The organism is Pontibaca salina, assembly GCF_016307205.1.
Lineage (GTDB): Bacteria > Pseudomonadota > Alphaproteobacteria > Rhodobacterales > Rhodobacteraceae > Pontibaca > Pontibaca salina.
This window is the reverse complement of record NZ_JAEIJD010000003.1, coordinates 63,267-87,743: the sequence shown is the minus strand read 5'-3', so window position 1 is coordinate 87,743 and position 24,477 is coordinate 63,267. Positions and strand designations below refer to the sequence as shown.

General features: G+C 61.6%; 32 protein-coding genes. 17 read left to right on the top strand and 15 right to left on the bottom strand.

Annotated elements, in window-relative coordinates; all coding sequences use genetic code 11:
- Positions 1 to 78 precede the first annotated feature (78 nt).
- The 5 genes from JAO82_RS05390 (at position 79) to JAO82_RS05370 (ending at position 4,145) form a co-directional block, all read left to right on the top strand.
- Positions 79 to 1,782 (top strand): acyl-CoA dehydrogenase, encoded by a 1,704-nt coding sequence (locus tag JAO82_RS05390; RefSeq protein WP_198685341.1) that lies wholly within the window; start codon positions 79 to 81, stop codon positions 1,780 to 1,782.
- 2 nt (positions 1,783 to 1,784) lie between these two features.
- Positions 1,785 to 2,837 carry an MBL fold metallo-hydrolase gene (locus JAO82_RS05385; protein WP_198685340.1) on the top strand — a complete coding sequence of 351 codons (1,053 nt, stop codon included), beginning with the start codon at positions 1,785 to 1,787 and terminating at the stop codon, positions 2,835 to 2,837.
- Between the two features lies 1 nt (position 2,838).
- Positions 2,839 to 3,285: a DUF6173 family protein gene (locus JAO82_RS05380; RefSeq protein ID WP_198685339.1), complete on the top strand. Its 447-nt coding sequence runs from the start codon at positions 2,839 to 2,841 to the stop codon at positions 3,283 to 3,285.
- 83 nt (positions 3,286 to 3,368) lie between these two features.
- Entirely contained in the window at positions 3,369 to 3,500 is a 132-nt protein-coding gene (locus JAO82_RS05375) for an aa3-type cytochrome c oxidase subunit IV (RefSeq protein WP_198685338.1), read from the top strand.
- Between the two features lie 15 nt (positions 3,501 to 3,515).
- Positions 3,516 to 4,145, top strand: coding sequence for a hypothetical protein (locus JAO82_RS05370; protein WP_198685337.1), 630 nt, complete (start codon positions 3,516 to 3,518; stop codon positions 4,143 to 4,145).
- On the opposite strand, the gene JAO82_RS05365 is transcribed toward JAO82_RS05370, so the two are convergent.
- Positions 4,134 to 4,478 (bottom strand): AzlD domain-containing protein, encoded by a 345-nt coding sequence (locus JAO82_RS05365; protein WP_198685336.1) that lies wholly within the window; start codon positions 4,476 to 4,478, stop codon positions 4,134 to 4,136. The genes JAO82_RS05370 and JAO82_RS05365 overlap by 12 nt on opposite strands.
- Positions 4,475 to 5,191, bottom strand: a complete 717-nt coding sequence (locus JAO82_RS05360) for an AzlC family ABC transporter permease (protein WP_198685335.1) — start codon at positions 5,189 to 5,191, stop codon at positions 4,475 to 4,477. The genes JAO82_RS05365 and JAO82_RS05360 overlap by 4 nt, the downstream gene beginning before the upstream one ends.
- A 50-nt stretch (positions 5,192 to 5,241) precedes the next feature.
- Between JAO82_RS05360 and fdhD the strand changes: the two genes are divergently transcribed.
- The 4 genes from fdhD to JAO82_RS05345 are packed head-to-tail and all read left to right on the top strand — an operon-like array spanning position 5,242 to position 8,619.
- Positions 5,242 to 6,132, top strand: coding sequence for a formate dehydrogenase accessory sulfurtransferase FdhD (gene fdhD, locus JAO82_RS05355; RefSeq protein WP_408635506.1), 891 nt, complete (start codon positions 5,242 to 5,244; stop codon positions 6,130 to 6,132).
- A gap of 31 nt (positions 6,133 to 6,163) precedes the next feature.
- Positions 6,164 to 6,784 carry a molybdenum cofactor guanylyltransferase MobA gene (mobA, locus tag JAO82_RS05350; RefSeq protein WP_198685333.1) on the top strand — a complete coding sequence of 207 codons (621 nt, stop codon included), beginning with the start codon at positions 6,164 to 6,166 and terminating at the stop codon, positions 6,782 to 6,784.
- Positions 6,781 to 7,272, top strand: a complete 492-nt coding sequence (gene mobB, locus JAO82_RS14245) for a molybdopterin-guanine dinucleotide biosynthesis protein B (protein WP_232897255.1) — start codon at positions 6,781 to 6,783, stop codon at positions 7,270 to 7,272. The genes mobA and mobB overlap by 4 nt, the downstream gene beginning before the upstream one ends.
- A gap of 54 nt (positions 7,273 to 7,326) precedes the next feature.
- Positions 7,327 to 8,619, top strand: a complete 1,293-nt coding sequence (locus tag JAO82_RS05345; RefSeq protein ID WP_232897254.1) for a molybdopterin-binding protein — start codon at positions 7,327 to 7,329, stop codon at positions 8,617 to 8,619.
- Positions 8,620 to 8,635: 16 nt separating this feature from the next.
- Here JAO82_RS05345 and JAO82_RS05340 read toward each other — a convergent pair whose 3' ends face one another.
- The 10 genes from JAO82_RS05340 to JAO82_RS05295 form a co-directional block, all read right to left on the bottom strand.
- Positions 8,636 to 9,445 (bottom strand): division plane positioning ATPase MipZ, encoded by an 810-nt coding sequence (locus tag JAO82_RS05340; protein ID WP_198685332.1) that lies wholly within the window; start codon positions 9,443 to 9,445, stop codon positions 8,636 to 8,638.
- A 185-nt stretch (positions 9,446 to 9,630) separates the two neighbouring features.
- On the bottom strand, positions 9,631 to 9,852 hold the full coding sequence (rpmE, locus tag JAO82_RS05335) for a 50S ribosomal protein L31 (RefSeq protein WP_198685331.1): 222 nt from the start codon (positions 9,850 to 9,852) through the stop codon (positions 9,631 to 9,633).
- Between the two features lie 11 nt (positions 9,853 to 9,863).
- Positions 9,864 to 10,247, bottom strand: a complete 384-nt coding sequence (rplS, locus tag JAO82_RS05330; RefSeq protein WP_198685330.1) for a 50S ribosomal protein L19 — start codon at positions 10,245 to 10,247, stop codon at positions 9,864 to 9,866.
- A 248-nt stretch (positions 10,248 to 10,495) separates the two neighbouring features.
- Entirely contained in the window at positions 10,496 to 11,224 is a 729-nt protein-coding gene (trmD, locus tag JAO82_RS05325) for a tRNA (guanosine(37)-N1)-methyltransferase TrmD (protein ID WP_198685329.1), read from the bottom strand.
- Positions 11,221 to 11,751 carry a ribosome maturation factor RimM gene (gene rimM / locus JAO82_RS05320; protein ID WP_198685328.1) on the bottom strand — a complete coding sequence of 177 codons (531 nt, stop codon included), beginning with the start codon at positions 11,749 to 11,751 and terminating at the stop codon, positions 11,221 to 11,223. Before rimM ends, trmD begins: the two co-directional genes overlap by 4 nt.
- Before the next feature lie 109 nt (positions 11,752 to 11,860).
- A complete protein-coding gene (gene rpsP, locus JAO82_RS05315; protein WP_198685327.1) occupies positions 11,861 to 12,226 on the bottom strand; it encodes a 30S ribosomal protein S16 in 366 nt (121 codons plus the stop codon).
- Between the two features lie 57 nt (positions 12,227 to 12,283).
- A complete protein-coding gene (locus JAO82_RS05310; protein WP_198685326.1) occupies positions 12,284 to 12,580 on the bottom strand; it encodes a chorismate mutase in 297 nt (98 codons plus the stop codon).
- Positions 12,577 to 12,825, bottom strand: a complete 249-nt coding sequence (locus tag JAO82_RS05305; protein WP_198685325.1) for a hypothetical protein — start codon at positions 12,823 to 12,825, stop codon at positions 12,577 to 12,579. Before JAO82_RS05305 ends, JAO82_RS05310 begins: the two co-directional genes overlap by 4 nt.
- Positions 12,822 to 14,318 (bottom strand): signal recognition particle protein, encoded by a 1,497-nt coding sequence (gene ffh, locus JAO82_RS05300; protein ID WP_198685324.1) that lies wholly within the window; start codon positions 14,316 to 14,318, stop codon positions 12,822 to 12,824. Before ffh ends, JAO82_RS05305 begins: the two co-directional genes overlap by 4 nt.
- Positions 14,319 to 14,567: 249 nt before the next feature.
- Positions 14,568 to 14,918, bottom strand: a complete 351-nt coding sequence (locus JAO82_RS05295; protein WP_198685323.1) for an ArsR/SmtB family transcription factor — start codon at positions 14,916 to 14,918, stop codon at positions 14,568 to 14,570.
- A 229-nt stretch (positions 14,919 to 15,147) separates the two neighbouring features.
- Here JAO82_RS05295 and JAO82_RS05290 point away from each other — a divergent pair, with 229 nt between their 5' ends.
- From JAO82_RS05290 to smc, 6 genes are all read left to right on the top strand, one after another.
- The gene (locus JAO82_RS05290; protein ID WP_332872489.1) at positions 15,148 to 15,507 is read left to right on the top strand and encodes an AtpZ/AtpI family protein; all 360 of its coding nucleotides are present in this window, start codon (positions 15,148 to 15,150) and stop codon (positions 15,505 to 15,507) included.
- A gap of 37 nt (positions 15,508 to 15,544) precedes the next feature.
- A complete protein-coding gene (locus tag JAO82_RS05285) occupies positions 15,545 to 16,252 on the top strand; it encodes a F0F1 ATP synthase subunit A (RefSeq protein ID WP_232897269.1) in 708 nt (235 codons plus the stop codon).
- Between the two features lie 63 nt (positions 16,253 to 16,315).
- Complete coding sequence (locus JAO82_RS05280) at positions 16,316 to 16,552, top strand: F0F1 ATP synthase subunit C (RefSeq protein ID WP_198685320.1); 237 nt, start codon at positions 16,316 to 16,318, stop codon at positions 16,550 to 16,552.
- Between the two features lie 85 nt (positions 16,553 to 16,637).
- Positions 16,638 to 17,207, top strand: coding sequence for a F0F1 ATP synthase subunit B' (locus JAO82_RS05275; protein WP_198685319.1), 570 nt, complete (start codon positions 16,638 to 16,640; stop codon positions 17,205 to 17,207).
- 5 nt (positions 17,208 to 17,212) lie between these two features.
- Positions 17,213 to 17,782: a F0F1 ATP synthase subunit B gene (locus JAO82_RS05270; RefSeq protein WP_198685318.1), complete on the top strand. Its 570-nt coding sequence runs from the start codon at positions 17,213 to 17,215 to the stop codon at positions 17,780 to 17,782.
- A gap of 572 nt (positions 17,783 to 18,354) precedes the next feature.
- Entirely contained in the window at positions 18,355 to 21,810 is a 3,456-nt protein-coding gene (gene smc / locus JAO82_RS05265) for a chromosome segregation protein SMC (protein WP_198685317.1), read from the top strand.
- Positions 21,811 to 21,813: 3 nt separating this feature from the next.
- Here the strand turns inward: smc and JAO82_RS05260 are convergent, their stop codons facing one another.
- The 3 genes from JAO82_RS05260 to JAO82_RS05250 form a co-directional block, all read right to left on the bottom strand.
- Positions 21,814 to 22,887 (bottom strand): 5-(carboxyamino)imidazole ribonucleotide synthase, encoded by a 1,074-nt coding sequence (locus JAO82_RS05260; protein ID WP_198685316.1) that lies wholly within the window; start codon positions 22,885 to 22,887, stop codon positions 21,814 to 21,816.
- Entirely contained in the window at positions 22,880 to 23,368 is a 489-nt protein-coding gene (gene purE / locus JAO82_RS05255) for a 5-(carboxyamino)imidazole ribonucleotide mutase (protein WP_198685315.1), read from the bottom strand. Before purE ends, JAO82_RS05260 begins: the two co-directional genes overlap by 8 nt.
- Before the next feature lie 67 nt (positions 23,369 to 23,435).
- On the bottom strand, positions 23,436 to 23,660 hold the full coding sequence (locus JAO82_RS05250) for a YdcH family protein (RefSeq protein ID WP_198685314.1): 225 nt from the start codon (positions 23,658 to 23,660) through the stop codon (positions 23,436 to 23,438).
- Positions 23,661 to 23,827: 167 nt separating this feature from the next.
- On the opposite strand from JAO82_RS05250, the gene JAO82_RS05245 reads away from it, so the two are divergent.
- Positions 23,828 to 24,241 carry an Hsp20 family protein gene (locus JAO82_RS05245; RefSeq protein WP_198685313.1) on the top strand — a complete coding sequence of 138 codons (414 nt, stop codon included), beginning with the start codon at positions 23,828 to 23,830 and terminating at the stop codon, positions 24,239 to 24,241.
- 3 nt (positions 24,242 to 24,244) lie between these two features.
- Positions 24,245 to 24,469 carry a DUF1150 family protein gene (locus tag JAO82_RS05240; RefSeq protein WP_198685312.1) on the top strand — a complete coding sequence of 75 codons (225 nt, stop codon included), beginning with the start codon at positions 24,245 to 24,247 and terminating at the stop codon, positions 24,467 to 24,469.
- The last annotated feature ends 8 nt before the right edge of the window (positions 24,470 to 24,477 follow it).

The window sequence follows — 24,477 nt, the reverse complement described above, 5'->3', positions numbered from 1 at the left end:
CGGATCATGTTTCTTAACGGTGCCGTGCCGGGTTGCCAAGCCCGCTCCCTGCCGATCCAGATGAGGAGGATCCGACCGATGACCTATCGTGCGCCCGTCGCTGATTATGAATTCATGCTGCGTTATGTGGTGGGCTACGAGTCGGTCGCGGCGACCGAACGTTTTGCAGATGCCAGCGCCGAGACCATCAGCGCGATCCTGAGCGAAGCGGGCAAGTTGTGCGAGGAGGTGCTGGCCCCGCTGAACCGCGTCGGTGACCTGAACCCTGCGCGGCTGGAAAACGGCGTGGTGCGCACGCCGCCCGGCTTTGCCGAAGGGTTCAAGGCCATCGCCGAGGGCGGCTGGGTCGGAATGAGTGGGGATCCGGATTATGGCGGCATGGGCCTGCCGATGACCCTTACCACCGCGGTGAACGAGATGATGTCGGCGGCCTGCCTGTCGCTGCAACTGGCGCCGTTGTTGACGCAGGGCCAGATCGAGGCGCTAGAGCATCACGCCAGCGCTGCGTTGAAACAGCAATACCTGCCCAAACTGATGAGCGGCGAATGGACCGGGACCATGAACCTGACCGAGCCGCAGGCCGGATCGGATGTGGGCGCGCTGACCACCAAGGCCGAACCGAACGGTGATGGCAGCTATGCGATCAGCGGGCAGAAGATCTTTATCACTTGGGGCGATAATGATTTCACCGAGAACGTGATTCATCTGGTGTTGGCGCGTCTGCCCGGCGCGGTGGCCGGGGCCAAGGGGATCAGCCTGTTTCTGGTGCCGAAATACTTGCCCGAAGCAGATGGCAGGCCGGGTCGCGCCAATGCGCTTAAGGTGGTCAGCTTGGAACATAAGATGGGCATTCACGGCTCGCCCACCTGTGTGATGCACTATGATGGCGCGACCGGCTGGCTGGTCGGAGCCGAACATGGCGGCATGGCGGCGATGTTCACAATGATGAACAACGCCCGTCTTGGTGTGGGCGGTGAAGGGGTCGGCATCGCCGAGGCCGCCTTTCAGCAAGCGCTGGACTATGCGCAAGAGCGCAAGCAGGGCAAAACGCCCAGTGGCACCATTATCGATCACGCCGATGTGCGCCGGATGCTGACGGGGATGCGCGCGGATGTCTTCGCCGCACGTGCGGTCATGCTGGCCTGCGCGTTGGCGATCGACATGCAAAAGGCGACGGGCAAAGCCGACTGGGCCGCGCGCGCTGCGCTGCTGACGCCGATTGCCAAGGCCTTTGGAACCGAAATCGGCAATGAGGTCGCCTATGCTGGCGTGCAGGTCCATGGCGGCATGGGCTTTATCGAGGAAACCGGCGCGGCGCAGTTTTCCCGCGATGCCCGCGTCTTGCCGATCTATGAGGGGACCAATGGCATTCAGGCGATGGATCTGGTCGGGCGCAAGATGGCGGACGGGGGCGCGGCGGCTTTTCGCCTGTTAGACGAGATCGAGCGCCATGCAGAAAGCGCCCGCGCCCGCCTGTCCGATCTGGCCGAGCCCGTCCTTCAGGCTGGCGAAGCCCTGCGCGGGGCGACCGAATGGCTGGTCGCGCAGAACAACATGAATGATCGTTTTGCCGGGGCCGTGCCTTATCTGCGCGCCTTCTCCCGTGTGCTCGGTGCACATTATCATCTGGCTGCGGCGCTGGCCGATCCGGGCGGCCCACGGGAAAAGCTGGCGCGCTATTATATTACCGCGCTGCTGCCCGAACATGCCGGGCTGCTGGCACAGGTGCAGAGCGGTGCCGAAGCGTTATTTGCGCTTGGCACCGACGAACTGGCGGTCTGAACATGAGCGAATCAGGTAAGACAGGGCTGCGTTACCCTTGGGCCGAACCGCCCGCCGAGGGTGAGGCGATCGAAGTCGCGGAGGGTGTGCTGTGGATGCGTCTGCCGCTGCCGATGAAGCTTGACCATGTCAATGTCTACGCGCTGGACGATGGCGCTGGCTGGACCGTGATCGATACCGGATTCAACAGCCGCAAGACGCGCAACATCTGGGCCAAGCTGATGGCCGGAACGCTGGCAGGTAAACCGGTGCGGCGGGTGGTGGTGACCCATCACCATCCCGATCACATCGGGCTGGCGGGCTGGTTCCAGCGCGAACATGGGGCGGAATTGGTCACCACCCGCACCGCCTGGCTGTTCGCGCGGATGTTGACGCTGGACGAACAGGGCGAATGGCCCGCCGAGACGCTGGCCTATTACCGCAATGCCGGCATGGACCGGGATTTCTATGACAAGCGCGCGGCACAGCGTCCGTTCAATTTTGCCGATGTTGTGGCACCGATGCCGCTGGGCTTTACCCGGGTGAAACAGGGCGATGTCTTCCGCATGGGCGGGCGCGATTGGGAAGTGCACATAGGCAGCGGCCACGCACCGGAACATGCGACCTTCTGGAGTCGGGATGACAATCTGGTGATCACAGGTGATCAGATCCTGTCAACGATCAGCCCCAATATCGGCGTCTATGCGACCGAACCGCAGGCCGATCCGCTGGCCGAATGGCTGGAAAGCTGCGAGCGCCTGTCGCGTCTGGCGCGCGAGGAGCATCTGGCGCTGGGCGGGCACAAGCTGCCGTTCACCGGGTTGCCGCATCGCATGGGGCAGTTGATTGAAAACCACCACAGCGCGCTGCGGCGTCTGCTGGATTATCTGGATTGCCCGAAAACCGCCGCGGAATGTTTTGCGCCCTTGTTCAAGCGCCGCATTGGCGAGGGCGAATACGGTCTGGCACTGGTCGAGTCCGTGGCCCACCTGAATCACCTGCTCCATCAGGGTCTTGTCACGCGGGGGCGGCGCGCCGAGGATGGCGCATGGTTGTTCGAGCGCAAGGAAATATGACATGGACGACAATATAGCGACATCCGCCGAGGCCGCCGAGAATGCGGTCTTGCCACATATGTATGAGGTTCACACCGACCCGACTTACGCGCCTCAGGCCGATTGCATGCCCGACAGCATGAAACGCCCCTGCAAGGAAAAAAGCGCAGCACGCTGGGCCTATGAGCGGTTGATTCTGTATATCCGAAATTTCGAGGAGCAGCTTGACAGCGAACACGAGGTTGCGATGGGCTTTACCGGCGGCAACACGGGGGTGTTGCGGATTGAGGGGATGGGCTATTTCGACCCCGATATTGTCACCTTCTACGGCAGTGACGCCGGCGGTGCCAGAAATCAGCTGGTGCAGCATGTCAGCCAATTGAACGTGCTGCTGCGCGCCATGCCCAAGCCCGATGCCGACAAACCCGCCTATCGCATCGGGTTTCGCCTTGCCGCCGATCTGGAATGATCCGCTGGCCGATTTGGCGGGGTGACAGAGATGGGCGAATAGGCTAATCGTAAGGGAAACATGAACAAACGGGACAATGCGATATGGCTGAACAGCACGGTGACATGGACATTGCGGAACAAGACCGAACCTATGCCGGTTTTCTGAGCCTGATCGTAAAGGTGGTGATCGCCAGCGTGGTGCTTGCCATCTTTCTGGCGATTTTCGCGACCTGACCCAAGGCCATACTGATGCGCCGTTTGCTGTGCCTTGGAGCGCTGTTGCTTGTTGTTGCCGGTTGCGCGACGCGCGGCCCCGTCGCCGATGATGAAATCATCGCGGCGGTTTCCTATCGTGATCCGGGACCGACGTCGCTGACGCTTTATACAATGGTGAACAACCGCACCGGCAAGGGCGGGCATTCGGCGCTGCTGATCAATGGTTATGAACGGGTGATTTTCGACCCTGCGGGGTCGTTTCAATCCGACTTGGTGCCGCAGCGCGATGATGTCCTGTTCGGAATCACGCCCGCGATTGAACAAGCCTATCGCTCGAGCCATGCGCGCAGCACCTATCACGTGGTCCGCCAGACCATCGACGTGACCCCGCAGCAAGCCGAGGCGGCCTATCGTATGGCGCTGGATTATGGGCCGGTGCCGGGGGCATTCTGCGCTGCAGCAACCTCGCGGGTTCTGAACCGGGTGCCGGGGTTCGAAGAGGCGATCCGCCCGACCATGTTCCCCACCAAGCTGCGTGATCAGGTGGCAGCGCTGCCAGATGTCACCTCGGACAAATATTATGAGGGCGGGGACGCGAATCTGCAGAAAAGCATGCAGGCGGCAAACCGCGCGCTGTTGGCCACTGCAGCGTCAGCCGATTAGGTAAAGCAACCCATAAAGCGTGACCACACCGGCCAAGATCGCGGCCAAGACATTGCGGCTCAGCAATCCCGCGGTTACGGTGGCAACTGCAGCAGCCATACGCGGCACATCCGCCGCGCCGCCGGTCGCCGCGGGCCAGATCACCAAAGGCGTCACCAGCGCCGGCAGGATCGCCACCGCCGTATAGCGCAGATGCCGCAACACCCAAGGCGGCATGGGCCGACTGCCCACCATTCCAAGAAATACAAAGCGCAGTAAAAAACTGCCGACCGCAAGGCTGACGATCACGATCCACAGGGTCAGCGTATCGGGCGGGGTCCCCGCGCCGCTCATGTCCGTTCCTTTCGGTTCTCAAGCAATAGTTCAGTACGCGCGCCAACCAGCATCCCGGCCCCGCCGGCAACCAGCAGGCCCAGATTATAGGGCAAGAGCGATCCGGGGATCGAGGCGACGACCGCGACCAGCGCGGCGGCCACATGTGCGGGGGTGCGCAACATCGGTGCGATCATTGCCAGAAAAGTGATCGGCAGCGCAAAGTCCAACGCAAAGGCGTCGGGAATGCGCGCCCCCATCAGCGCCCCCACCAGCGTGGCAACCGCCCAAATCGGCGCGATCAGCGCACAGGTGCCGGCGTAATAGGCCATGCGGTCGGGGATGGTCATGGCAGGGTCAGTCTCAAACCGGGCATAGGAAACGGCATAGGATTGATCGACCATGAAAAACGCCGCGAATGCGCGCTGCCACAGTGGCGCCTTGCCCATATAGGGCGTCAGCGAGGCGGAATACATCGCCATGCGCAGGTTGACCGCCAGAGACGAGGCCAGCACCACGATGGTCGGCGCGTTTTCCTGCATCAGTTGCAGGGCGGCGAATTGCGACGCCCCGGCAAAGACGGTCACGGCGAAAGTCATGGATTCAAACACGTTCAACCCGGCCTCGGTTGCCAGCACCCCGAACAGCAGGCCGAAGGGCGCGACCACCACGACAAAGGGGGCGCCGGCGCGCAGCCCGGCCCAGAAATAGGAATTCACGGTGGTGGATGCCATGCGTTGCCCCTAGGATGTGTCGAAACGGACGTATCGCGCATTAAAAGAGGTTGCAATTGGCCAAGTTTGACCAAGCCGACGGTTATGTGATCGCCCCCGATCCCGACGCACCGCGCCTGACGCGCAAGGTCGAGGGGGTGGACCAAACCGGTGAACGCACGATGATCTCGGTGGTCGAGGAACGGCCGCTGACGATCTTTCTGAACGCTCAGGAGATCGTGACCGCGATGACCATTGGCGATTATCCTGAATATCTGGCGCTGGGGTTCTTGTTGAATCAGGGCATGTTGCGGGCCGACGATACCATCACCGGCGTCGATTACGACGAGGATCTGGAAGTCGTCGTCGTGCGCACCGAGCGCGAAACCAGTTACGAGGACAAGCTGAAGAAAAAGACCCGCACCAGCGGCTGCGCTGTGGGCACTGTCTTTGGGGATATGATGGAGGGACTGGAGGGGTTGCGCCTGCCCAAGTTCGAGTTGCGCACGTCATGGCTCTATGATCTGGCCTCACAGATTAACCGCACGCCGTCGCTTTATCTTGCGGCGGGGGCGATTCACGGCACCGTCCTGTGTTACCAGAACCGACCGCTGGTCTATATGGAGGATGTCGGCCGTCACAATGCTGTGGACAAGATCGCCGGCTGGATGCTGCGCAACGACGTGGCCTCGGATGACAAGATCCTTTACACCACCGGGCGGCTGACCTCGGAGATGGTGATCAAGACGGCGATGATGGGTATCCCCGTTTTGGCGTCGCGCTCGGGCTTTACCGCTTGGGGTGTGGAAATCGCGCGCGAGGTCGGGCTGACATTGATCGGGCGAATGCGCGGGCGACGGTTCACCTGCCTGAGCGGTGAAGATCGGCTGATTCGCGACACTGACCCCGCCAGCATCCCCGAAGAGGATCGCAAACATCGCCGCAAAAGTGCTGAAGGGTGAAGATGCAGGGGTTTTCGATGCAGGTCATAGTATGAACGCGCCGCTTGGGGTGATTCTGGCAGGCGGGCAGGCGCGGCGCATGGGCGGTGGCGACAAGGGGCGTCTGCGCATTGGCGGACGCACATTGCTGGCCCATGTGATCGACCGGCTGACACCGCAGGTTGCGGGGCTGGCGCTGAACGCCAATGGCGACCCGAGCCGTTTCGCGGATCTGGGCCTGCCGGTTCTGGCCGACAGTATCGACGGCTTTGTTGGTCCGTTGGCCGGGGTTCTGGCCGGGCTGGACTGGGCTGCCGAACAGGGCACCGACAGTATCGTGACCGCCGCTGCCGACACGCCGTTCTTTCCCTGCGATCTGGTCCCGCGCCTGCAACTGGCGGGCGAGGGCATGACCCATCCGCTGGTTCTGGCGGCCACACCAGACCCCGAGCGCGGGCAGGCGCGGCACCCGACATTTGGCCTCTGGCCGGTGGCGCTGCGCGACGATCTGCGTGCGGCGCTGGGTGACGGGCTGCGCAAGGTGGTGCTGTGGACCGACCGTCACAATGGGCAGCTGGCACAGTTTCCGGTAGATCGGTTCGATCCGTTCTTCAACGTGAACACACCCGAAGATCTGGCCCGCGCCGAGGCCTTGCTGGAGGAACAGCCATGAGAGTCTACGGCGTTACCGGCTGGAAGAACGCCGGCAAGACCGGGCTGGTGGAGCGACTGGTAAGCGAGATCACCGGCCGCGGTTTCACCGTGTCCACGGTCAAACATGCCCATGACGGATTCGACGTGGATCACGAGGGCACGGACAGCTATCGCCATCGCATCGCCGGCGCGCGCGAGGTGATGCTGGCCTCGGGGCGGCGTTTCGCGCTGATGCACGAATTGCGCGGCGCACCCGAATTGACCCTGAGCGAATTGCTGACCCGGTTATCACCCTGCGATCTGGTGCTGATCGAGGGCTATAAACGCGACCGCCATCCCAAGATCGAGGCCTATCGCGCGATTGCCAACAACCCGCTGATCGCGCCCGGGGATGAAACCGTGCGGGCGCTGGCAAGCGACACGCCGCTGGATCTAAACCGCCCGGTTTTCGATCTGGACGACACGCAAAGCATTGCCGATTTCATCCTGCGCGAGGTGGGGTTGTGAGGTTTCAGTCATGTGCATTTGCTGATTGCGATCATGACAAAAGAGGGCAGAACGATGTCATCACCTAAGCCTGAAAAACCGAGCACGGCCGCGATGCCGGTGCCGCCGCCGCTGCGCAATGATTGTTTCGCCTTGCCCGCCGGCGTGCATTGGACGCCGGTGGACGAAGCGCTGGACTTGCTGCGCGAACGGCTGCATCCGGTTTGCGGGGTCGAGACAATTGACCTGTCGCAGGCCCTTGGCCGGGTGCTGGCCGAAGACGTGATCGCGGCGCGTTCGAACCCGCCACGGGCCAATTCTGCCATTGATGGCTATGGGTTTGCCGGACCGGCGGGCGAGGGTGTGCAGGTGATGCCGCTGCTTGATGGACGGGCGGCGGCGGGGGGCGATTTCTCCGGCGCGGTGCCCAAGGGGCACGCGCTGCGCATCCTGACCGGTGCGGCATTGCCCGAGGGGGTCGATACGGTGGTTCTGGAAGAAGACGTGACCGTACAGGCGGGCCATATCGCCTTTCACGGGCCCCTAAAGCAGCGTGCGAATGCCCGCCGCGCGGGCGAGGATGTCGAGGCCGGTGACGTAATATTGCAGGAAGGGCGGCACGTGACGCCCGCCGATCTGGCACTGCTTGCGGCGGTCGGCATAGGTGCGCTTGCAGTGCGCACCTCATTGCGGGTGGGGGTTCTTTCCACTGGAGATGAATTGGCCGAACCGGGCATCGATGCCGGCGCAGGGCATATTTACGACGCAAACCGGCCCATGTTGCTGGCGCTGTTGGAGCGGATGGGACACAGCCCAGTGGATCTGGGGAAGGTCGGCGATAATCGCGATCTGCTGCGCGCGGCATTGGACTCGGGCGCGACGCGGGTCGATGCGATCCTGACCAGCGGTGGCGCGTCAGCGGGAGACGAGGATCACGTCTCTGCTCTGCTTGGCGAGGCGGGGGCGATGCAGAAATGGCGCATTGCGGTGAAACCGGGGCGGCCGCTGGCGCTGGGGCTTTGGGACGGCAAGCCGGTTTTCGGGCTGCCCGGCAACCCGGTTGCGGCGATGGTTTGCACGCTGATCTTTGCGCGTCCGGCGCTGGCGCTGTTGGCGGGCATGGGCTGGGTCGAGCCGCAGGGTTTTGAGGTGCCCGCCGCGTTTGAAAAGCGTAAGAAGCAGGGGCGGCGCGAATATCTGCGCGCACGGGTGCGGGACGGGCAGGTAGAGCCGTTCGCCTCGGAAGGGTCAGGGCGCATCAGTGGTCTGAGTTGGGCCGAAGGCTTGGTAGAACTGCCGGATGGCGCGCTTCACGTTCGTCCCGGAGATCCCGTCCGGTATATTCCATGGGCCGGGTTTGGCATCTGAGCGGGCAACGCTCGGTTCAAAACACCGGTTCGACCCCCGGCAGGTTCAGTGCTTTGATCATGTCGCGTAATTCCTGACGCGCGGCGATATTGGAAATATTCAACTGCTTGACGCCGATATCCTTGAGGTCGAGCAAGGTCAGGCCACGCGGGAACAATTCGCGAAAGATCACCCGTTCGCTGAATCCCGGCGCCACGCGAAAGCCGATGCGGCTGGCCAGTTTATCAAGTGCCCGCTCCATCTTCTCTTTGTTGACCATGCGTTGCGAACCCAATCGGTTACGGACCACGATCCAGTCGATGGGCTTCAGCCCAGCTTGCGCGCGCAATTGGCGGGCATTCCAGACCATTTCGGAATAGACTGACGGCCCGAGTATTTTCTCGCCTTGGCCGTCGATATGGGCCAGCAGGTCGAAATCGACGAAGCTGTCGTTCAACGGCGTCACCAGCGTATCGGCCAGTGAATGCGCCACTTGGCTGAGCCGCGTATGCGAACCGGGGCAGTCAATCAGGATGAAATCGCAGTCCGGCTCGAGCGCGGCGACGGCGGCAGACAGGCGGTGGTCATATATGTTTTCCCCCGGTTGCAGGTTGTCGGCGTCGATGTCGGGGAGATCGTGATAGGTTGGGGTGGGCAGGCCAATGCCGGCCTTGGCGTCAAAGGCGCGGCGGTTTTCGATATAGCGGCCCAGCGAGCGTTGGCGCAGGTCCAAATCCAATGCGCTGACCTTGTGGCCCAGGCGCGCCAAAGCGCTGGCCAGATGCATCGACACGGTTGATTTGCCCGCGCCGCCCTTTTCGTTGCCGATGACAATGATATGCGCCATTGCATTCCCTCTTGCCCGCAGGTTCGTCGCGCGGGGATCCGTGCAGCGCAGTCTATGTGGCTGATTCGGGCTTGGGAAGAATGCCGAACGGCGATTCTAATTTTGCCTGTGGCGAAACTGCACCCCTGAAACGAAAGACGCCGCCCGAGGAGGGGCGGCGTCCTGTCTCGGTCATGGGGAAAGAGTCAGAATCCCAGACCTTCGTATTTCTTCTTGAACCGGGAAACACGGCCACCGGTATCCATCAGACGGCCCGAGCTTCCGGTCCATGCGGGATGCACCGAAGGGTCAATATCGAGCGACAGTTGCTCGCCCTCTTTGCCCCAGGTCGACTTCATCTGCACGACGGTGCCGTCGGTCAATTTGACGTCGATGAGGTGATAATCGGGATGAATTTCTTTTTTCATCGGTCCGGTCCTTACGCCTTTGCGCCCGAAAGCGGCTTGTAGTTCGAATCTTCCGCGATCCGGGCCGATTTGCCCCGGCGCGTGCGCAGATAGTACATCTTGGCACGGCGCACGCGACCACGACGCACCACGGTGATGCTGTCCACGTTGGTCGAGTGTAGGGGGAACATGCGTTCCACGCCTTCGCCAAAGGAAATCTTGCGCACGGTGAAGCTGCCTGCGATGCCATTGCCGTTATTGCGGCTGATGCAGACGCCTTCGTAGTTCTGGACACGGGTGCGGGTGCCCTCGGTTACTTTATAGCCGACGCGGATCGTGTCGCCAGCTTTGAAGTCGGGAATATCGTGCCCCAACTCGGCGATCTGTTCCGCCTCGATCTGTGCGATCAGGTCCATCGCATTACTCCTGATATGGCTCGTGGTTGGTCCACGAAGATTTGCGCGACCGAGAGCTCCTGGTCTTCATCGGGTTCCAGCATCTGCCAGCCCGCCGGAGATCGTGTCGTCATTCCTTGTGCGGCGATCCCGGCGAGGTGGGTAAAGACCGAAGAAGGTCGGTTCACCATGTATTGCCAAGACCAACTGGCTCGCAGCCGCGATCGCGACTCCGGGCAGGTGTGGGTTAGGGCAAACTGCGAGATGGATCAAGCCTTATCCGGGGCGTTTCGCGCGATATGGCGGGCCCAAAGGTCGGGCCGTCGGGTGCGGGTGATCGCCTCGGCCTGTTGCTGGCGCCATTCGGCGATGCGGCCATGATGTCCGGACATCAGAACCTCGGGGATTGGGCGGCCCTGCCATTCGGCGGGGCGGGTGTAATGTGGATGTTCCAGCAGATCGGCATCAAAGCTTTCGTTGACCGCCGAATCGGCATTGCCCAGCACGTCGGGCAACAGCCGAACGGTGGCGTCGATCAGAGCCTGTGCCGCAATTTCACCGCCGGTCAGGACGAAATCGCCAAGCGACACCTCTTGCACGTCGTAATGTTGCAAAACGCGTTCGTCCACGCCTTCGAAGCGGCCGCAGATCAGGGTAACACCCGGCCCCGCCGCCAGATCGCGCATCAAGGCCTGATCCATCGGGCGCCCGCGCGGGCTGAGATAGATCAGCGGCGCCGCCAGCGAATCAGCCTGCGCCGCCTCGATTGCCGGACCCAGAACATCGGCGCGCAACACCATGCCCGCGCCACCGCCGGCGGGTGTGTCATCGACGTTGCGATGCCGCCCGATGCCGAAATTGCGCAGGTCGATGGTTTCAAGCCGCCATAGTCCATCGTGCAGCGCCTTGCCGGTCAGGCTTTCGCCAAGGACACCGGGAAAGGCCGACGGAAACAGGGTGATGACACGCGCCGTCCAGGCGGTGGTTTCCCCGCTCATGTGCCAGAGGTTCCGCCAGCGTCGGGAAACAGCCCTTCAGGCGGGTCGGCGACGATTCGTCCCGCAGCCAGATCGACAGTGGGTACGGCGATGCGGGTGAACGGCAATAGCACGGTGTCGCGCAGCCCTGCGCCGTGGATTTCCAACAGGTCGCCGGCGCCGTGGTTCATCACCGATTTGACATGGCCCAGCAGTCGCCCGCCGGTGTCATGCACGGCAAGTCCGATCAGGTCGGCATGATAAAACTCATCATCGGGCAGGGATGGCATCCGGTCGCGCGAAACGAACAGGCGCAAGCCGCGCATTGCGTCGGCCTCTTCCTTGGTGGTGATGCCGCTTAAACGCGCGGTTAGCGCGTTGGTGGCCCGCCCGGTCAGCGATATTTCGAATTGGCGCGAATTGTCTTCGGTTGTCAGCGGAGAATAGCTGGCGATGTCTTCAGGGTTGGCGCAAAAACTTTTGAGACGCACTTCGCCACGCACGCCAAAGGCACCGGCAATGGCGCCGACGCAGATGAGATCACTCATGTCGCGTACCTGTCAGAGAAAGGGCGCTGGACGATCATGGAACCTCGAAGAATGAAGCGGCAGGCCAAGAGTGGCCTGCCTGACTATCAGATGTCCAGAGCGCAGGATCTTATTCGGCCGATGCGTCCGCAGGGGCTTCTGCGGCTTTGGCCGCCTTTTCCTCGGCGCGTTCCTTGGCCTTCTTGCCCGGCTCGGCTTTTTGCGGGTTATTGCGAACGGCTTTTTCGCGCAGGCCGGCGGCTTCGAGGAAGCGGGCAATACGGTCGGTGGGCTGCGCGCCCTGATCCAGCCAGTACTGGATACGCTCGGCATCCATCTTCACGCGCTCTTCGCTGTCTTTGGGCAGCAGCGGGTTATAGGTGCCCAGCTTTTCCAGAAAGCGGCCGTCGCGGGGCATCCGGCTGTCGGACGCCACGATGCGATAGAAAGGACGTTTTTTGCTGCCGGCGCGGGCAAGGCGGATCTTCATGGCCATTTGGTTGTCTCCTTTGAATGGCGTTTGATTTGAGAGGGGCGGCGCGGTGACCCCGCCCTATGATTGGTGTTGACGGTGGTGCTGGATAACTTCGGCAATGATGAAGTTCAGGAACTTCCGGGCAAAGACCGGATCGAGATCGGCCTGTTCCGCAAGGTCTTCGAGCCGCTCGATTTGCGCGGCTTCGCGGGCAAGATCGGAGGGCGGAAGGTTGTGGTCGGCCTTGAGACGACCGACTGCCTGAGTGTGCTTGAAGCGCTCACCCAAAGTAAAAACAAGGATTGCGTCAAGCCGGTCGATGCTGGCGCGGTGTTCTTTCAGGACGTCGTCGACGGATGATGCGGTTTCGGTCATGGGTGATCCTCGATTCCGCCGTCATTCAATTGGTTCGGCAAGGGGAAAGGATAGACGGTGCAAGGGGCATCGCCGAGATGAGGTGCACCGCAATTAAGTGTAGAGCTGGCGGCACCGCGCCGCATGATTTGGGCGCGCTGCGCTGCCTTGATCATGCGACCTGCCGACCAGTCCTTTGGGCCGGCGGCGCACAGGATCAGCCTTTCGGTCTGGATCATCGGGGTATCGGCCAACGGCGCCGTCACTTCTTTTTTCCAAATCCTGAAAGGCCGCGCGGCAAGGCCGTGCCACCACCCAGACCCGGCAAGCCACCGGGCAGGTTGCCACCCATCTGTTTGGCTGCTGCCTCAAGCGCCTGTGGGTCCATCTGCGAGGGGTCCATGCCACCTTTGCCGAACATGCCTTTCATGGCCTGCCGCAACATCTTGCCTTTGCCCATCCGGCCCATCTTCTTCATCATGTCGCCCATCTGGCGGTGCATCTTAAGAAGCTTGTTAAGGTCGGACACTTCCATGCCCGAGCCGGCAGCGATGCGTTTTTTGCGGCTGGCTTGTAGGATCTGCGGATTGGCGCGCTCGCGTTTGGTCATCGACTGAATCAGGGCAATTTGCTGTTTCAGGATCTTATCGTCGAAGCCAGCCTCTTCGACCTGTTTGGCCATTTTGCCCATGCCGGGCATCATGCCCATCATGCCTTGCATTCCGCCCATCTGGAGCATTTGTTCAAGCTGCATGCGCAGGTCGTTCATATTGAACTGACCTTTCATCATGCGCTTCATCATCCGTTCGGCCTGTTCGGCCTCGATCGTCTCTTGCGCCTTTTCGACCAGCGCGACGATATCGCCCATGCCCAGAATGCGGCCAGCGATGCGGTCGGGTTCGAAGGTCTCGATGGCGTCCATCTTTTCGCCCAGACCGACGAAACGAATCGGTTTGCCAGTGACTGCGCGCATCGACAGCGCCGCACCGCCGCGCCCGTCGCCGTCCATGCGGGTGAGCACGACACCGGTGACGCCGATTTTGTCGTCGAATTCGGTGGCAACGTTCACGGCATCCTGACCGGTGAGGCCATCGACCACGAGCAAGGTTTCGCGCGGATTGGCCACGTCGCGCACTGCCGCCGCCTGTGCGATCAGTTCTGCATCGATATGCAGCCGGCCCGCAGTATCCAGCATATAGACATCATAGCCGCCAAGGCTGGCTTGCGTCTTGGCGCGTTTGGCAATCTGTACCGGATCTTCACCCTTGACGATGGGTAGGGTATCGACACCGATCTGATTGCCAAGGATCGCGAGCTGTTCCATCGCCGCCGGGCGGTTGGTGTCCAGCGACGCCATCAGGACGCGCTTGCCGTCGCGCTCTTTCAGCCGCTTGGCCAGTTTGGCGGTGGTTGTCGTCTTTCCCGACCCCTGAAGCCCGACCATCAGGATCGGGGCGGGCGGGTTGTCGATTTTCAGCTTGCCGGGGTCGCTATCGCCTTTCAGCACATCGATCAGCGCATCATGTACGATCTTGACGACCTGCTGGCCCGGAGTCACCGATTTGGTCACTGCCTGCCCGGTGGCCTGTTCTTGCACCTTTGCGACAAAATCACGGGCGACTGGCAGCGAAACATCCGCTTCAAGCAGCGCGACGCGAACCTCCCGCAGGGCGGTTTTCACGTCCTCGTCGGAGAGTGCGCCCTGTTTGGTCAGCCGGTCAAAGACACCGGAAAGGCGTTCAGATAGGTTTTCGAACATGGGCCGTCTGGCTCCCTGTCACTGGTTTTAACTGTCTCCGATGTAAGAGACAGCCGGGCAAAGCGCAAATGCCTCCACGGGCGCAACGCGCTGGTGGAGGGCGATCCCGAACCGCGTCCGGGACCGGAAGGGACAGACCTTCCGGGGGTTGGGCGTCGGATAAAGATGTATGATTATCCTGTCAAGACCGCACGGCCCGGTGTGACAACAAAGACCGAGGCCGATCCGGAGTGGGGAACCATCGTTGGTCTAATCATTCCTGCGCGGGCCAGAGTGATCGGGGCCAAGCTCCAGCCCCAGGAAGCGCTCGAACGCGTCCAGATGGATCGGTTCGAACTGGCCAAACCCCTGCATCCAGACGCTGGCTGCGCGCAGGGCGTCTGGCTCCAGTTTGCACCAGTTCAACCGCCCGCGTCTTTCTTGCGTGATAAGTCCCGCGCGGCAAAGTATGCCAAGATGTTTGGAGATTGCGGCCAGCGATATGTCGAACGGTGCGGCGACGTCGGTCACCGCCATATCATCCTCGAGCAACATCGACAGGATTGCCCGCCGGGTGGGATCGGCGAGCGCGGCGAAAACAGTGTCAAGCGTTACGGACATAGTAGGGCGATAGCGCCATGGGGCGGGCATGGTCAACCGTTTGGTTGAATGAGCTAGGAGGCCCATAAGCGGGCCGGTCATCGGTGTGGCGCGATGTGTGATCTCGGGTCCGTTACCTATTTAATCTTTATTTATCAGCGCAATACGTGAATTCTGGGCACCGGATTTACGCAATTGACTCCGCGCGCTTGGCGAACTAGCACAAGCTCAACCAAAGATGGGGGCAGCGGTGGCTGATGACGACCATAAGCAGCGCCTCGCGCAGCTTGAGGCGCGGATCGCAGCAGCCCGGTCGGGCAAGCCGGCCAAGTCCCATCAGGAAGAACATTATTCTCAGGCGCAACTGGCCTGGCGGATGGTGATCGAACTTGTTGCCGGTCTGGTGATCGGCTTTGGCATCGGATACGGGCTGGACCGCCTGTTGGGGACGATCCCCATTTTTCTGGTGCTGTTTACATTGCTGGGGCTGGCGGCAGGCATCAAAACCATGCTGCGTAGCGCGCAGGAAATACAGGCCGACAAACAGGCCGCAGCGGCTGACATGGCCGCGCAGGACGACGAAGAAGAGGAACGGACAAGTGGCGACTGAAGTGCAGGGCGAAGAGGGCGGTCTGGTCTTTCACCCGATGGACCAGTTCAAGGTTGAACCGCTGTTCGGCGGCGACGTGATTGCGTGGTATACACCCACCAATGTGACGCTGTGGCTGGGCCTTACCGTACTGGCGATTGTCGCGCTGTTGATCCTCGGCAGTTCAAAACGTGCCATCGTGCCCTCGCGCGGGCAGTCGGTTGCCGAACTGGCCTATGGGTTCATATATAAGATGGTTGAAGACGTTTGCGGCAAGGAAGGGGTGAAGTATTTTCCCTATATCATGACGCTGTTCATGTTCATCGTCTTTGCCAACTTTCTCGGTCTGTTGCCGATGGCCTTTACCACCACCAGCCATATCGCGGTGACTGGTCTGCTGGCGATCACGGTGTTCCTGTCCGTTACGGTGCTTGGGTTCGTGCTGAACGGCCCAGCCTTTCTGGGGCTGTTCTGGGCCAAGGAAGCGCCGCTTGCCTTGCGTCCGGTGCTCGCGGTGATCGAACTGATTTCTTATTTTGTGCGTCCGGTCAGCCACTCGATCCGACTGGCCGGCACGATGATGGCGGGTCACGCCGTGGTTAAAGTTTTTGCAGGGTTTGCGGTCATCGCGGCAATCTCGCCGTTGTCGATCGTGGCGATCACCGCGATGTATGGGCTTGAGGTGCTGGTCGCCTTCATTCAGGCCTATGTCTTCACGATCCTGACCTGCGTCTATCTCAAGGACGCGTTGCAACCTGCACATTAAGACAAGAACGGGCGTTGTGCCCGTCTGACATCCATCACCAATTCCAACGTAAGGAGAATACCAATGGAAGGCGATATCGTACAAATGGGCGCATATATCGGCGCGGGTCTGGCCTGTATGGGTCTGGGCGGCGCGGCGATCGGTGTGGGCAATGTGGCCGGCAATTACCTGTCAGGTGCTCTGCGCAACCCTTCGGCGGCAGCGGGCCAGACAGCCATGCTGTTCATCGGCATCGCCTTTGCAGAAGCTCTGGGGATCTTCTCGTTCCTCGTCGCTCTGCTGCTGATGTTCGCCGTCTGATAACTTTGGAACCAGCATCCTTACGATCGGGTGGCGCATATCCCATGCGCTGCCCGGTGTAGGTCAAGTTCCTTAGGAGAACGACATGGAAACCGAGACATTTGAGACCACAGGCGACGGTCTGGCTGACGCTACCGGTCTGGCGATGCACGACCCCGATACAGCATCGGGCCTGCCGCAGCTTGATTTCTCGCATTTCGGCAACCAGATCTTCTGGCTGGTAGTCACGCTCGTGGTGATCTATCTGATCCTGTCTCGAGTTGCGTTGCCCCGGATCGGTGCAATTCTGGCCGAGCGTCAGGGCACGATCACCAATGACATCGCCGTTGCAGAAGATCTCAAGGCGCAGGCGCTGAAAGCCGAAGAAGCTTATGAAAAGGCGCTTGCCGATGCGAGGGCGCAAGCGCAAGCTATTGTTGCCGAGACGCGTGCCGAGATTCAGGCGGAGTTGGACGCGGCCCTGAAAGAGGCGGATGCCGAAATCGCCGCCCGCACGGCGGAATCCGAGTCCGCCATCGCTGACATCCGCGCAGGTGCGATCGAGGCAGTTCAGACTGTCGCCACAGATACCGCCGAAGCATTGGTTGCAGCCATGGGCAGCAAACCGGACGGAGCGGCCATCAAGGCGGCTGTCGAAAACCGGATGAAGGGATAAAAGACATGCGCACCAAATTTGCCCCGGTTCTGGCGTTCGGCGCAATCGCGTCTGCCTCACCTGCGCTGGCGGCTACGGGGCCGTTCTTTTCGCTGCACAATACCGATTTCGTCGTGCTGCTGGCCTTTCTCCTGTTCATTGCGGTCCTGCTATATTTCAAAGTGCCCAGCCTGCTGGTCAAAATGCTGGACAAGCGCGCCGAGACCATTCGCAGTGAATTGGACGAGGCTCGCGCTTTGCGTGAAGAGGCGCAGACGCTGCTGGCCTCTTATGAGCGCAAGCAGAAAGAGGTTCAGGCGCAAGCCGATAGGATCGTCGAAACCGCGCGCCACGAAGCCGCGGCTGCCGCCGAGCAGGCCAAGGCCGATATGGAAAAATCCGTCGCTCGTCGCCTTGCGGCTGCGGATGAACAGATTGCTTCGGCACAGGACAAAGCTGTGCGCGAGGTTCGTGACCAAGCCATTGCGATTGCCGTCGGTGCGGCCAAAGAGGTTATCGCCAAACAGATGACCGCTGCGACCGGCAACGCACTGATCGATTCGGCAATTAGCGACGTCGAAGCCAAGCTGCACTGATCGGACGCATAAATCTGCAAGGCCGGCATGCAAAGCCGGCCTTTTCCTTTCGCGCTGTTGTGGTTTGCACTCCCGTCGGGTGAATAAAACGAGTATTTACGGATAAACGTTTGCTCAATCACTGGTCGTCAGACTGGGGTGGTGAAAGGTGTCTTGCTTGGCATCCTCTTGTTTTGTGCTGACTGCGCGCCGTCTAGCCCGTATTTTCGCGGCGAAACCGCGACGCGTCTTACCGTGGCGGTGCGGTTAATACATAGTATGCCCCGCAATTCGGCCCGGTTCGCGCCCGCGCGGCGAGCAAGCCCTGGCTCTGGGCTGGCTGGCCTGCAACGGCGTAGCAAGCGCCGATTCCGCTGGTTTTTTATGACTATTTTCAACACAGAGCGTGGGCAAACATGGCTCTGGGGGTCACATACCCGGGTTTCGAATGCGGCCCATGCTGGAATTAGACGGGGCAGATCAAGATATGGTGGTGATATTTGCGTAAATGGCCATATGAGGCAGCAAGCCCATTGACTTGAAACCCGTCAAGACGTCACATTCCAGACCAGCAAAACTAGGGCAGATATATTTTGCGTTTTTCCAGACTCAGACTGACCGGCTTTAAAAGCTTTGTCGATCCGACCGATCTGATTATCTCGGACGGCCTGACTGGTGTGGTTGGGCCGAATGGTTGCGGCAAGTCGAACCTGCTTGAGGCGCTGCGCTGGGTGATGGGTGAAAACCGCCCGACGACAATGCGCGGCAGCGGTATGGAAGACGTTATCTTTGCTGGTGCTGCGACACGTCCCGCGCGCAATTTCGCCGAAGTGGCGTTGCAGATCGACAACGCCGACCGGCTGGCCCCGGCTGGATTCAACGATAGCGATACACTGGAGATTGTGCGCCGAATAACCCGCGATGTCGGCAGTGCGTACAAGGTCAACGCCAAGGACGTGCGCGCGCGGGATGTGCAAATGCTGTTCGCGGATGCCTCGACCGGTGCGCATTCGCCGGCGTTGGTCAGTCAGGGGCAGATTGCCGAATTGATCCGTGCCAAACCCAAGGCACGGCGCCGGATCCTGGAAGAGGCCGCTGGAATCTCTGGCCTGTACCAACGTCGCCACGAGGCCGAATTGAAGCTGAACGGCGCCGAGAGCAACCTTACCCGCGTCGATGACGTGATTGAGCAGTTGGCAACGCAATTGGCACAACTGGCGCGACAGGCGCGACAGGCGTCGCGCTATCGCGAAATCGGGCAGCAATTGCGCCAGGCCGAGGGCATGCTGCTGTTTCGCCGCTGGGCCGAGGCGGATGCCGGCCGTGCCGAAGCCGACGAGATTTTGCACCAGTGGGTTGGCGAGGCCAAGCAGGCTGAAATTGCGGCGCGAGATGCTGCCGTGGCGCGCAGCAACGCCGAAACGGCGCTGCCGCCCCTGCGCGAGGAAGAGGCGATTGCCGGCGCGGTCTTGCAGCGGTTGCAAGTGCAGAGCGATAGCTTGACCGACCAAGAAGAGCGCGCGCGCGAGGCGATTGAGACGCTGGGCGCACGGATCGAACAACTGGCGCGGGACATTGAACGCGAGACCGGATTGAACCGCGATGCCTCCGAAACGATCGCCCGCCTGGAGAAAGAGGCGCATGAATTGGCCGAGGCAGCACGAGGGCATGACGCCCGCCTAAGCGAAGCTGCCGATCTGGCCAGCGAATCGGCCGAAGTGCTGCAAATTCGCGAGGCCGATCTGGCACTTCAGACCGAGGATGTTGCCCGGCTCGCAGCGCGGCACCATTCCGCGCAGCGTCTGCTTGAGGACAATCGCAAGACGCAGGAAAAATCAGAGGCCGAGGCTGAAAAGGCCCGCACCGCCATGGCCGAGGCCCGGGCCGCACTGGATCGTGCCGCATTGGACCACCAGACCGCGCGGCAAGCGGAAACGGTTGCCACAGGAGCGGCGTCTGATGCCGAGGCCGCCCTGACAGAGGCCGAAACCGAGCGCGCGGAGGCACAAGCCCGCGAGGCCGAGGCGCGCGGGGAACGTTCGGAGGCGACCGGCGAGTTGAATGCACTTCGCGCCGAGGTTGCGGCACTGGGCAAGTTGTTGCAGCGCGATTCTGCCAAGGGCGGTCAGATTCTGGATCGCTTGCAGGTCGAAAAGGGCTTTGAAAAGGCGCTTGGGGCCGCATTGGCCGACGATCTTCGCGCCCCCGAGGCAGGCGCTGACAGCCAGACCGGATGGGCTATGCTGGTGCCTTATGCGGCGGAACAAAAGCTTCCCGCGGGGGTGACGCCGCTGTCAAGCCACGTGTCGGCGCCCGAGGTCTTACAGCGGCGCATGGCGCAAATCGGGCTGGTTCCGGCGTCTGAGGGGCTGCGTCTGCAAGTCGAACTATTGCCAGGCCAGCGGCTGGTGTCGCTGGACGGGGATCTGTGGCGTTGGGATGGCTACCGGGTCGGGGCCGGGGACGCCAGCAGCGCGGCGGCATTACGCCTGCAACAGATGAACCGGCTGGAGGAGTTGAAGCAGGCCATGGAGCAAGCATCAGCGCGCGCCGATGGGGCTGTGCATGTGCATGAGGCATTGACCGTGCGGCTGGCCGAAGTGTCCGAGGCCGAGAAAGCCGCCCGTCACGCCCGGCGCGACGCTGATCGTGCCGTCACCGAGGCCGGGCGCGCCCTGTCGTTCGCCGAAGCCGAGCGCAATCTGGCCGAAGGCAAATTGGAAGCACTGGACCTTGCCGTTGCGCGCCACGAGGCGGCGGCAATCGAGGCGCGGGGCCGGTTGCGCGAGGCCGAACGCGCCTCGGGTGAGTTGGAGAATCTGGAGGCGGCGCGGGCGCAGACCGAGGATATCCGCATGACGGTCGAGGCGGCGCGAATCACTATGATGTCACACCGCTCTGCGCATGACGAACTGCGCCGCGAGGGCGAGGCGCGCACCCGGCGCAGTCAGGATGTCGCCAAGGAACTGAGCGGCTGGCGTCATCGCTTGCAGACTGCCGACAAGCGGATTTCGGAACTGGTCACGCGCAAGCGCAAGTCCGAGGCCGAGTTGGCTCAGGCCAAAGCCGTGCCCCAAGAGATTGCCGCCAAACGCGATGCGCTGTCGGAAGATATTGCTCAGGCCGAGGAACGTCGCGCTGCTGCGGCGGTTGCGCTGAGTGATGCCGACGCGGCCCTTCGGGATGCCGTGCTGGCCGAACGCGAGGCGGAGCGTATTGCCTCCGAAGCCCGCGAGGCGCGCGCGCGCGCCGAGGCCCGCGCCGAAGCCGCCCGTGAAGCCGTGGCGCAAGCCGCCGGACGTATTGTTGACGAGCGCGCGACGAGCCCCGACGCGTTGCTTGAGGATCTGGGCGTCGAACCCGGCGCGATGCCCGATGCCAACACGCTGGAGGCTGACGTGCAGCGCTACAAACGCCAGCGCGAGGCATTGGGCGCGGTCAACCTGCGTGCCGAAGAGGATTCGCGCGAGGTGCAGGACGAACACGACAGCCTTGTGGCCGAAAAGGCCGATCTAGAAGAGGCGATCAGCGCCCTGCGTAGCGGCATCTCTGGCCTGAACCGCGAGGGTCGCGAGCGGCTGCTGGTGGCGTTCGAGCAGGTGAATAGCAATTTCACCATGCTGTTCCGCCACCTGTTCGGCGGCGGCGAGGCCAATCTGGTCATGGTCGAAAGCGACGATCCGCTGGATGCCGGGCTGGAGATCATGTGCCAGCCACCGGGCAAGAAGCTCTCCGTGCTCTCGTTGCTGTCGGGGGGCGAGCAGACGCTGACCGCTGCCGCGCTGATTTTCGCGGTGTTCCTTGCCAATCCAGCGCCCATCTGCGTGCTGGATGAGGTGGACGCGCCGCTGGACGACGCGAACGTGACGCGGTTTTGCGATCTGCTCGACGAAATGTGCCGCCAGACCGACACCCGGTTTTTGATTATCACCCACCATGCCGTGACCATGAGCCGGATGGATCGGCTGTTTGGCGTCACGATGGCTGAACAGGGGGTCAGTCAGCTGGTTTCGGTTGATCTCAAGAAGGCCGAAACATTGGTGGCCTGAGGGTCACGACAGCCGCCGGATGCGGTTCACATGGCCCATCTTGCGTCCCGGCTTGGTCTCGGCCTTGCCGTAAAGGTGCAGCGCGGTATCGGGTTCGGCTGCGAGGGTCGCAACACGGTCAATATCGGTGCCGATCAGGTTCTCCATCACCACGTCGGCATGGCGGTGTCCGTCACCCAGAGGCCAGCCTACGACCGCGCGGATATGCTGTTCGAACTGGTCGACAGCGCAACCGTTCTGCGTCCAGTGACCGGAATTGTGCACCCGCGGGGCGATTTCATTGACGATCAGCCCGTCCGAGGTGACGAACAGTTCGACACCCAGAACACCGACGTAATCCAGCGCGTTCAGGATGTTGGCGGCGAGCAGGATCGCATCGCTGCGCTGGCCGGGGGTAAGGCGTGCAGGAACCGTGGTGGTATGCAGGATGCCGTCGCGATGCACGTTTTCGCCGGGGTCGAAACAGGCCACATCGCCCTGCAACCCGCGCGCGGCGATCACCGAAACTTCGTGACTGAAGGCGACGAACCCTTCCAGAATCGCCGGTGCGCCCTGCATCGCCGCGTGGGCATGTGCGGCGTCGTCGATGCTGTCCAGCCGCGCTTGCCCCTTGCCATCATAGCCGAACCGGCGGGTTTTCAGGATTGCGGGCGTGCCAATGTCGCGCAGCGCCGCTTGCAGGCTGGCAAGGTAGGAGATGTCGGCGTAAGGCGCGGTTTTCAGGCCGAGACCCTGCAGAAAGGTCTTTTCGGTCAAGCGATCCTGGCTGATCCTCAGCGCCTCGCGCCCCGGACGGATCGGATGGTGGCGTTGCAGAATGTCCAGCGTTGCGGTGGGAATGTTCTCGAACTCGTAGGTGACGACATCGACGCTGTCAGCGAAAGCAGCCAATGCCGCTTCGTCATCCCAGGGTGCCGTGGTGACCTGGGCCGCGACTTCGCCCGCAGGCGGATTTGCGCCGGGATCGAAGATATGGCTGCGGAAACCAAGCCGTGCAGCGGCGACCGAAAGCATCCGACCCAGTTGGCCGCCGCCAAGAATGCCGATGGTCGCGCCGGGACGCAGGGGATCAGTCATCGCAAGGTTCCTCTGGAATTGAAGCCGAGAGCGCGGCGCGCCAATCGTCCAAGCGTTTTGCCAGATCGGGATCGCCAAGGGCCAGAATGCTGGCCGCCATCAACCCGGCATTGGCGGCCCCTGCCGCGCCGATGGCCATGGTGGCGACCGGGAAGCCCTTGGGCATCTGAACGATGGAATAAAGGGAATCCACGCCCGACAGCGCGCGGGTTTGGATCGGCACGCCGATCACCGGAATACGTGTTTTCGAGGCCATCATACCCGGCAGATGCGCCGCCCCACCCGCCCCGGCGATGATCGCGCGCAGGCCGCGTTCGCTCGCCGTGCGGCCATATTCCCACAGCCGGTCCGGGGTGCGATGAGCCGAAACGATCCGGGTTTCATAGGTAATACCCAGTTCGTCCAAAACTGTCGCTGCTTCTTTCATAGTGGGCCAGTCGGACTGGCTGCCCATGATGATGCCTATGTGAATATGGTCCATTTGCGACCCCGGCCCTCGTGGAAAGAGCGCGCACTATAGCCAGATCGCGCCGCCCTGCAATGCGCTCTCAGGCAATAATATCGGGGGTCAGACGATCGTCGATCCGCGCGATGAGATCCTTGAGGCGCAGCTTTTGTTTCTTGAGCCGCCGGATGGTAAGCTGGTCTCCGGTACCACGGTCGACAAGCGCGCGAATGGCCTCGTCAAGATCGCGATGCTGGCGCCGCAGAACCTCAAGTTCAATGCGCAGGACTTCGTCGGATTTCATCGACAGATCTGATTGGACGTTCATGGATGATCTCCGGAAAAGAGGGACGGAAAACGGTAGGGCGCAGTATAGAGCCAGAAGATGTTTCCGCATAGACCTTGTTGTGCGGGGGATTTCCCACCATATTTGTAGCAAGCGGTCGCCGCCAAGGGGCCGTGGAAACACGTCGCTTTAGTGAAAAGGACGAAACTGTGTCGAAACTTACTCTGGCTTCATACCCCCATATGCTGGGGTTCGAGCAACTGGAACGTCTGTTGGAGCGTTCGGCGAAATCCGGTAACGAAGGATATCCGCCCTATAATATCGAACAGACATCCGAACGATCCTACAGGATTACGTTGGCGGTCGCAGGATTTGCGCAGGACGATCTGTCGATCACTGTGGAAGATCGGCAATTGGTAATCCGGGGCCGTCAGAACGACGACAGCGAGGGGCGCGTGTTTCTGCATCGGGGCATCGCCGCGCGCCAGTTCCAGCGCATGTTCGTGCTGGCTGATGGGGTCGATGTCGGAGAGGCGATTATCGAGAACGGTTTGCTGCATGTGGACCTGACCCGCGCCGCACCGGATGCCGTGGTGCAGACCATCAATATCAGGAAGGGGTAAGCCATGAATACGCCACAAAAATTCGAGCATGACGACAATCGCATCGTCTATGTGAAAACGGTGAATGTTGCCGATCTTCCCAAAGAGATTCAGGCTGAAGCAGGGGATTTGAACCGGCTTTATGCGGTACATAATGCTGATGGTCAGCAATTGGCTCTGGTGGCCGACCGTCGCCTCGCCTTTGTGTTGGCACGTCAGCACGATATGTCGCCGGTCGCGGTCCACTGATTATTGTC

Bases quoted from the DNA above. Each gene is read 5' to 3' on its own strand.
- JAO82_RS05385 (WP_198685340.1), top strand. From the start codon at position 1,785: ATGAGCGAATCAGGTAAGACAGGGCTGCGTTACCCTTGGGCCGAACCG.
- JAO82_RS05390 (WP_198685341.1), top strand. From the start codon at position 79: ATGACCTATCGTGCGCCCGTCGCTGATTATGAATTCATGCTGCGTTAT.
- purE (WP_198685315.1), bottom strand. From the start codon at position 23,368: ATGGACCATATTCACATAGGCATCATCATGGGCAGCCAGTCCGACTGG.
- JAO82_RS05250 (WP_198685314.1), bottom strand. From the start codon at position 23,660: ATGAACGTCCAATCAGATCTGTCGATGAAATCCGACGAAGTCCTGCGC.
- ffh (WP_198685324.1), bottom strand. From the start codon at position 14,318: ATGTTCGAAAACCTATCTGAACGCCTTTCCGGTGTCTTTGACCGGCTG.
- mobB (WP_232897255.1), top strand. From the start codon at position 6,781: ATGAGAGTCTACGGCGTTACCGGCTGGAAGAACGCCGGCAAGACCGGG.
- rimM (WP_198685328.1), bottom strand. From the start codon at position 11,751: ATGAGTGATCTCATCTGCGTCGGCGCCATTGCCGGTGCCTTTGGCGTG.
- JAO82_RS05240 (WP_198685312.1), top strand. From the start codon at position 24,245: ATGAATACGCCACAAAAATTCGAGCATGACGACAATCGCATCGTCTAT.
- JAO82_RS05345 (WP_232897254.1), top strand. From the start codon at position 7,327: ATGTCATCACCTAAGCCTGAAAAACCGAGCACGGCCGCGATGCCGGTG.
- JAO82_RS05380 (WP_198685339.1), top strand. From the start codon at position 2,839: ATGGACGACAATATAGCGACATCCGCCGAGGCCGCCGAGAATGCGGTC.
- JAO82_RS05375 (WP_198685338.1), top strand. From the start codon at position 3,369: ATGGCTGAACAGCACGGTGACATGGACATTGCGGAACAAGACCGAACC.
- rpmE (WP_198685331.1), bottom strand. From the start codon at position 9,852: ATGAAAAAAGAAATTCATCCCGATTATCACCTCATCGACGTCAAATTG.
- rplS (WP_198685330.1), bottom strand. From the start codon at position 10,247: ATGGACCTGATCGCACAGATCGAGGCGGAACAGATCGCCGAGTTGGGG.
- JAO82_RS05295 (WP_198685323.1), bottom strand. From the start codon at position 14,918: ATGTCCGTAACGCTTGACACTGTTTTCGCCGCGCTCGCCGATCCCACC.
- JAO82_RS05370 (WP_198685337.1), top strand. From the start codon at position 3,516: ATGCGCCGTTTGCTGTGCCTTGGAGCGCTGTTGCTTGTTGTTGCCGGT.
- JAO82_RS05280 (WP_198685320.1), top strand. From the start codon at position 16,316: ATGGAAGGCGATATCGTACAAATGGGCGCATATATCGGCGCGGGTCTG.
- JAO82_RS05360 (WP_198685335.1), bottom strand. From the start codon at position 5,191: ATGGCATCCACCACCGTGAATTCCTATTTCTGGGCCGGGCTGCGCGCC.
- rpsP (WP_198685327.1), bottom strand. From the start codon at position 12,226: ATGGCCATGAAGATCCGCCTTGCCCGCGCCGGCAGCAAAAAACGTCCT.
- JAO82_RS05275 (WP_198685319.1), top strand. From the start codon at position 16,638: ATGGAAACCGAGACATTTGAGACCACAGGCGACGGTCTGGCTGACGCT.
- JAO82_RS05340 (WP_198685332.1), bottom strand. From the start codon at position 9,445: ATGGCGCATATCATTGTCATCGGCAACGAAAAGGGCGGCGCGGGCAAA.
- JAO82_RS05260 (WP_198685316.1), bottom strand. From the start codon at position 22,887: ATGACTGATCCCCTGCGTCCCGGCGCGACCATCGGCATTCTTGGCGGC.
- JAO82_RS05285 (WP_232897269.1), top strand. From the start codon at position 15,545: ATGGACCAGTTCAAGGTTGAACCGCTGTTCGGCGGCGACGTGATTGCG.
- trmD (WP_198685329.1), bottom strand. From the start codon at position 11,224: ATGAGCGGGGAAACCACCGCCTGGACGGCGCGTGTCATCACCCTGTTT.
- JAO82_RS05310 (WP_198685326.1), bottom strand. From the start codon at position 12,580: ATGACCGAAACCGCATCATCCGTCGACGACGTCCTGAAAGAACACCGC.
- mobA (WP_198685333.1), top strand. From the start codon at position 6,164: ATGAACGCGCCGCTTGGGGTGATTCTGGCAGGCGGGCAGGCGCGGCGC.
- JAO82_RS05270 (WP_198685318.1), top strand. From the start codon at position 17,213: ATGCGCACCAAATTTGCCCCGGTTCTGGCGTTCGGCGCAATCGCGTCT.
- JAO82_RS05365 (WP_198685336.1), bottom strand. From the start codon at position 4,478: ATGAGCGGCGCGGGGACCCCGCCCGATACGCTGACCCTGTGGATCGTG.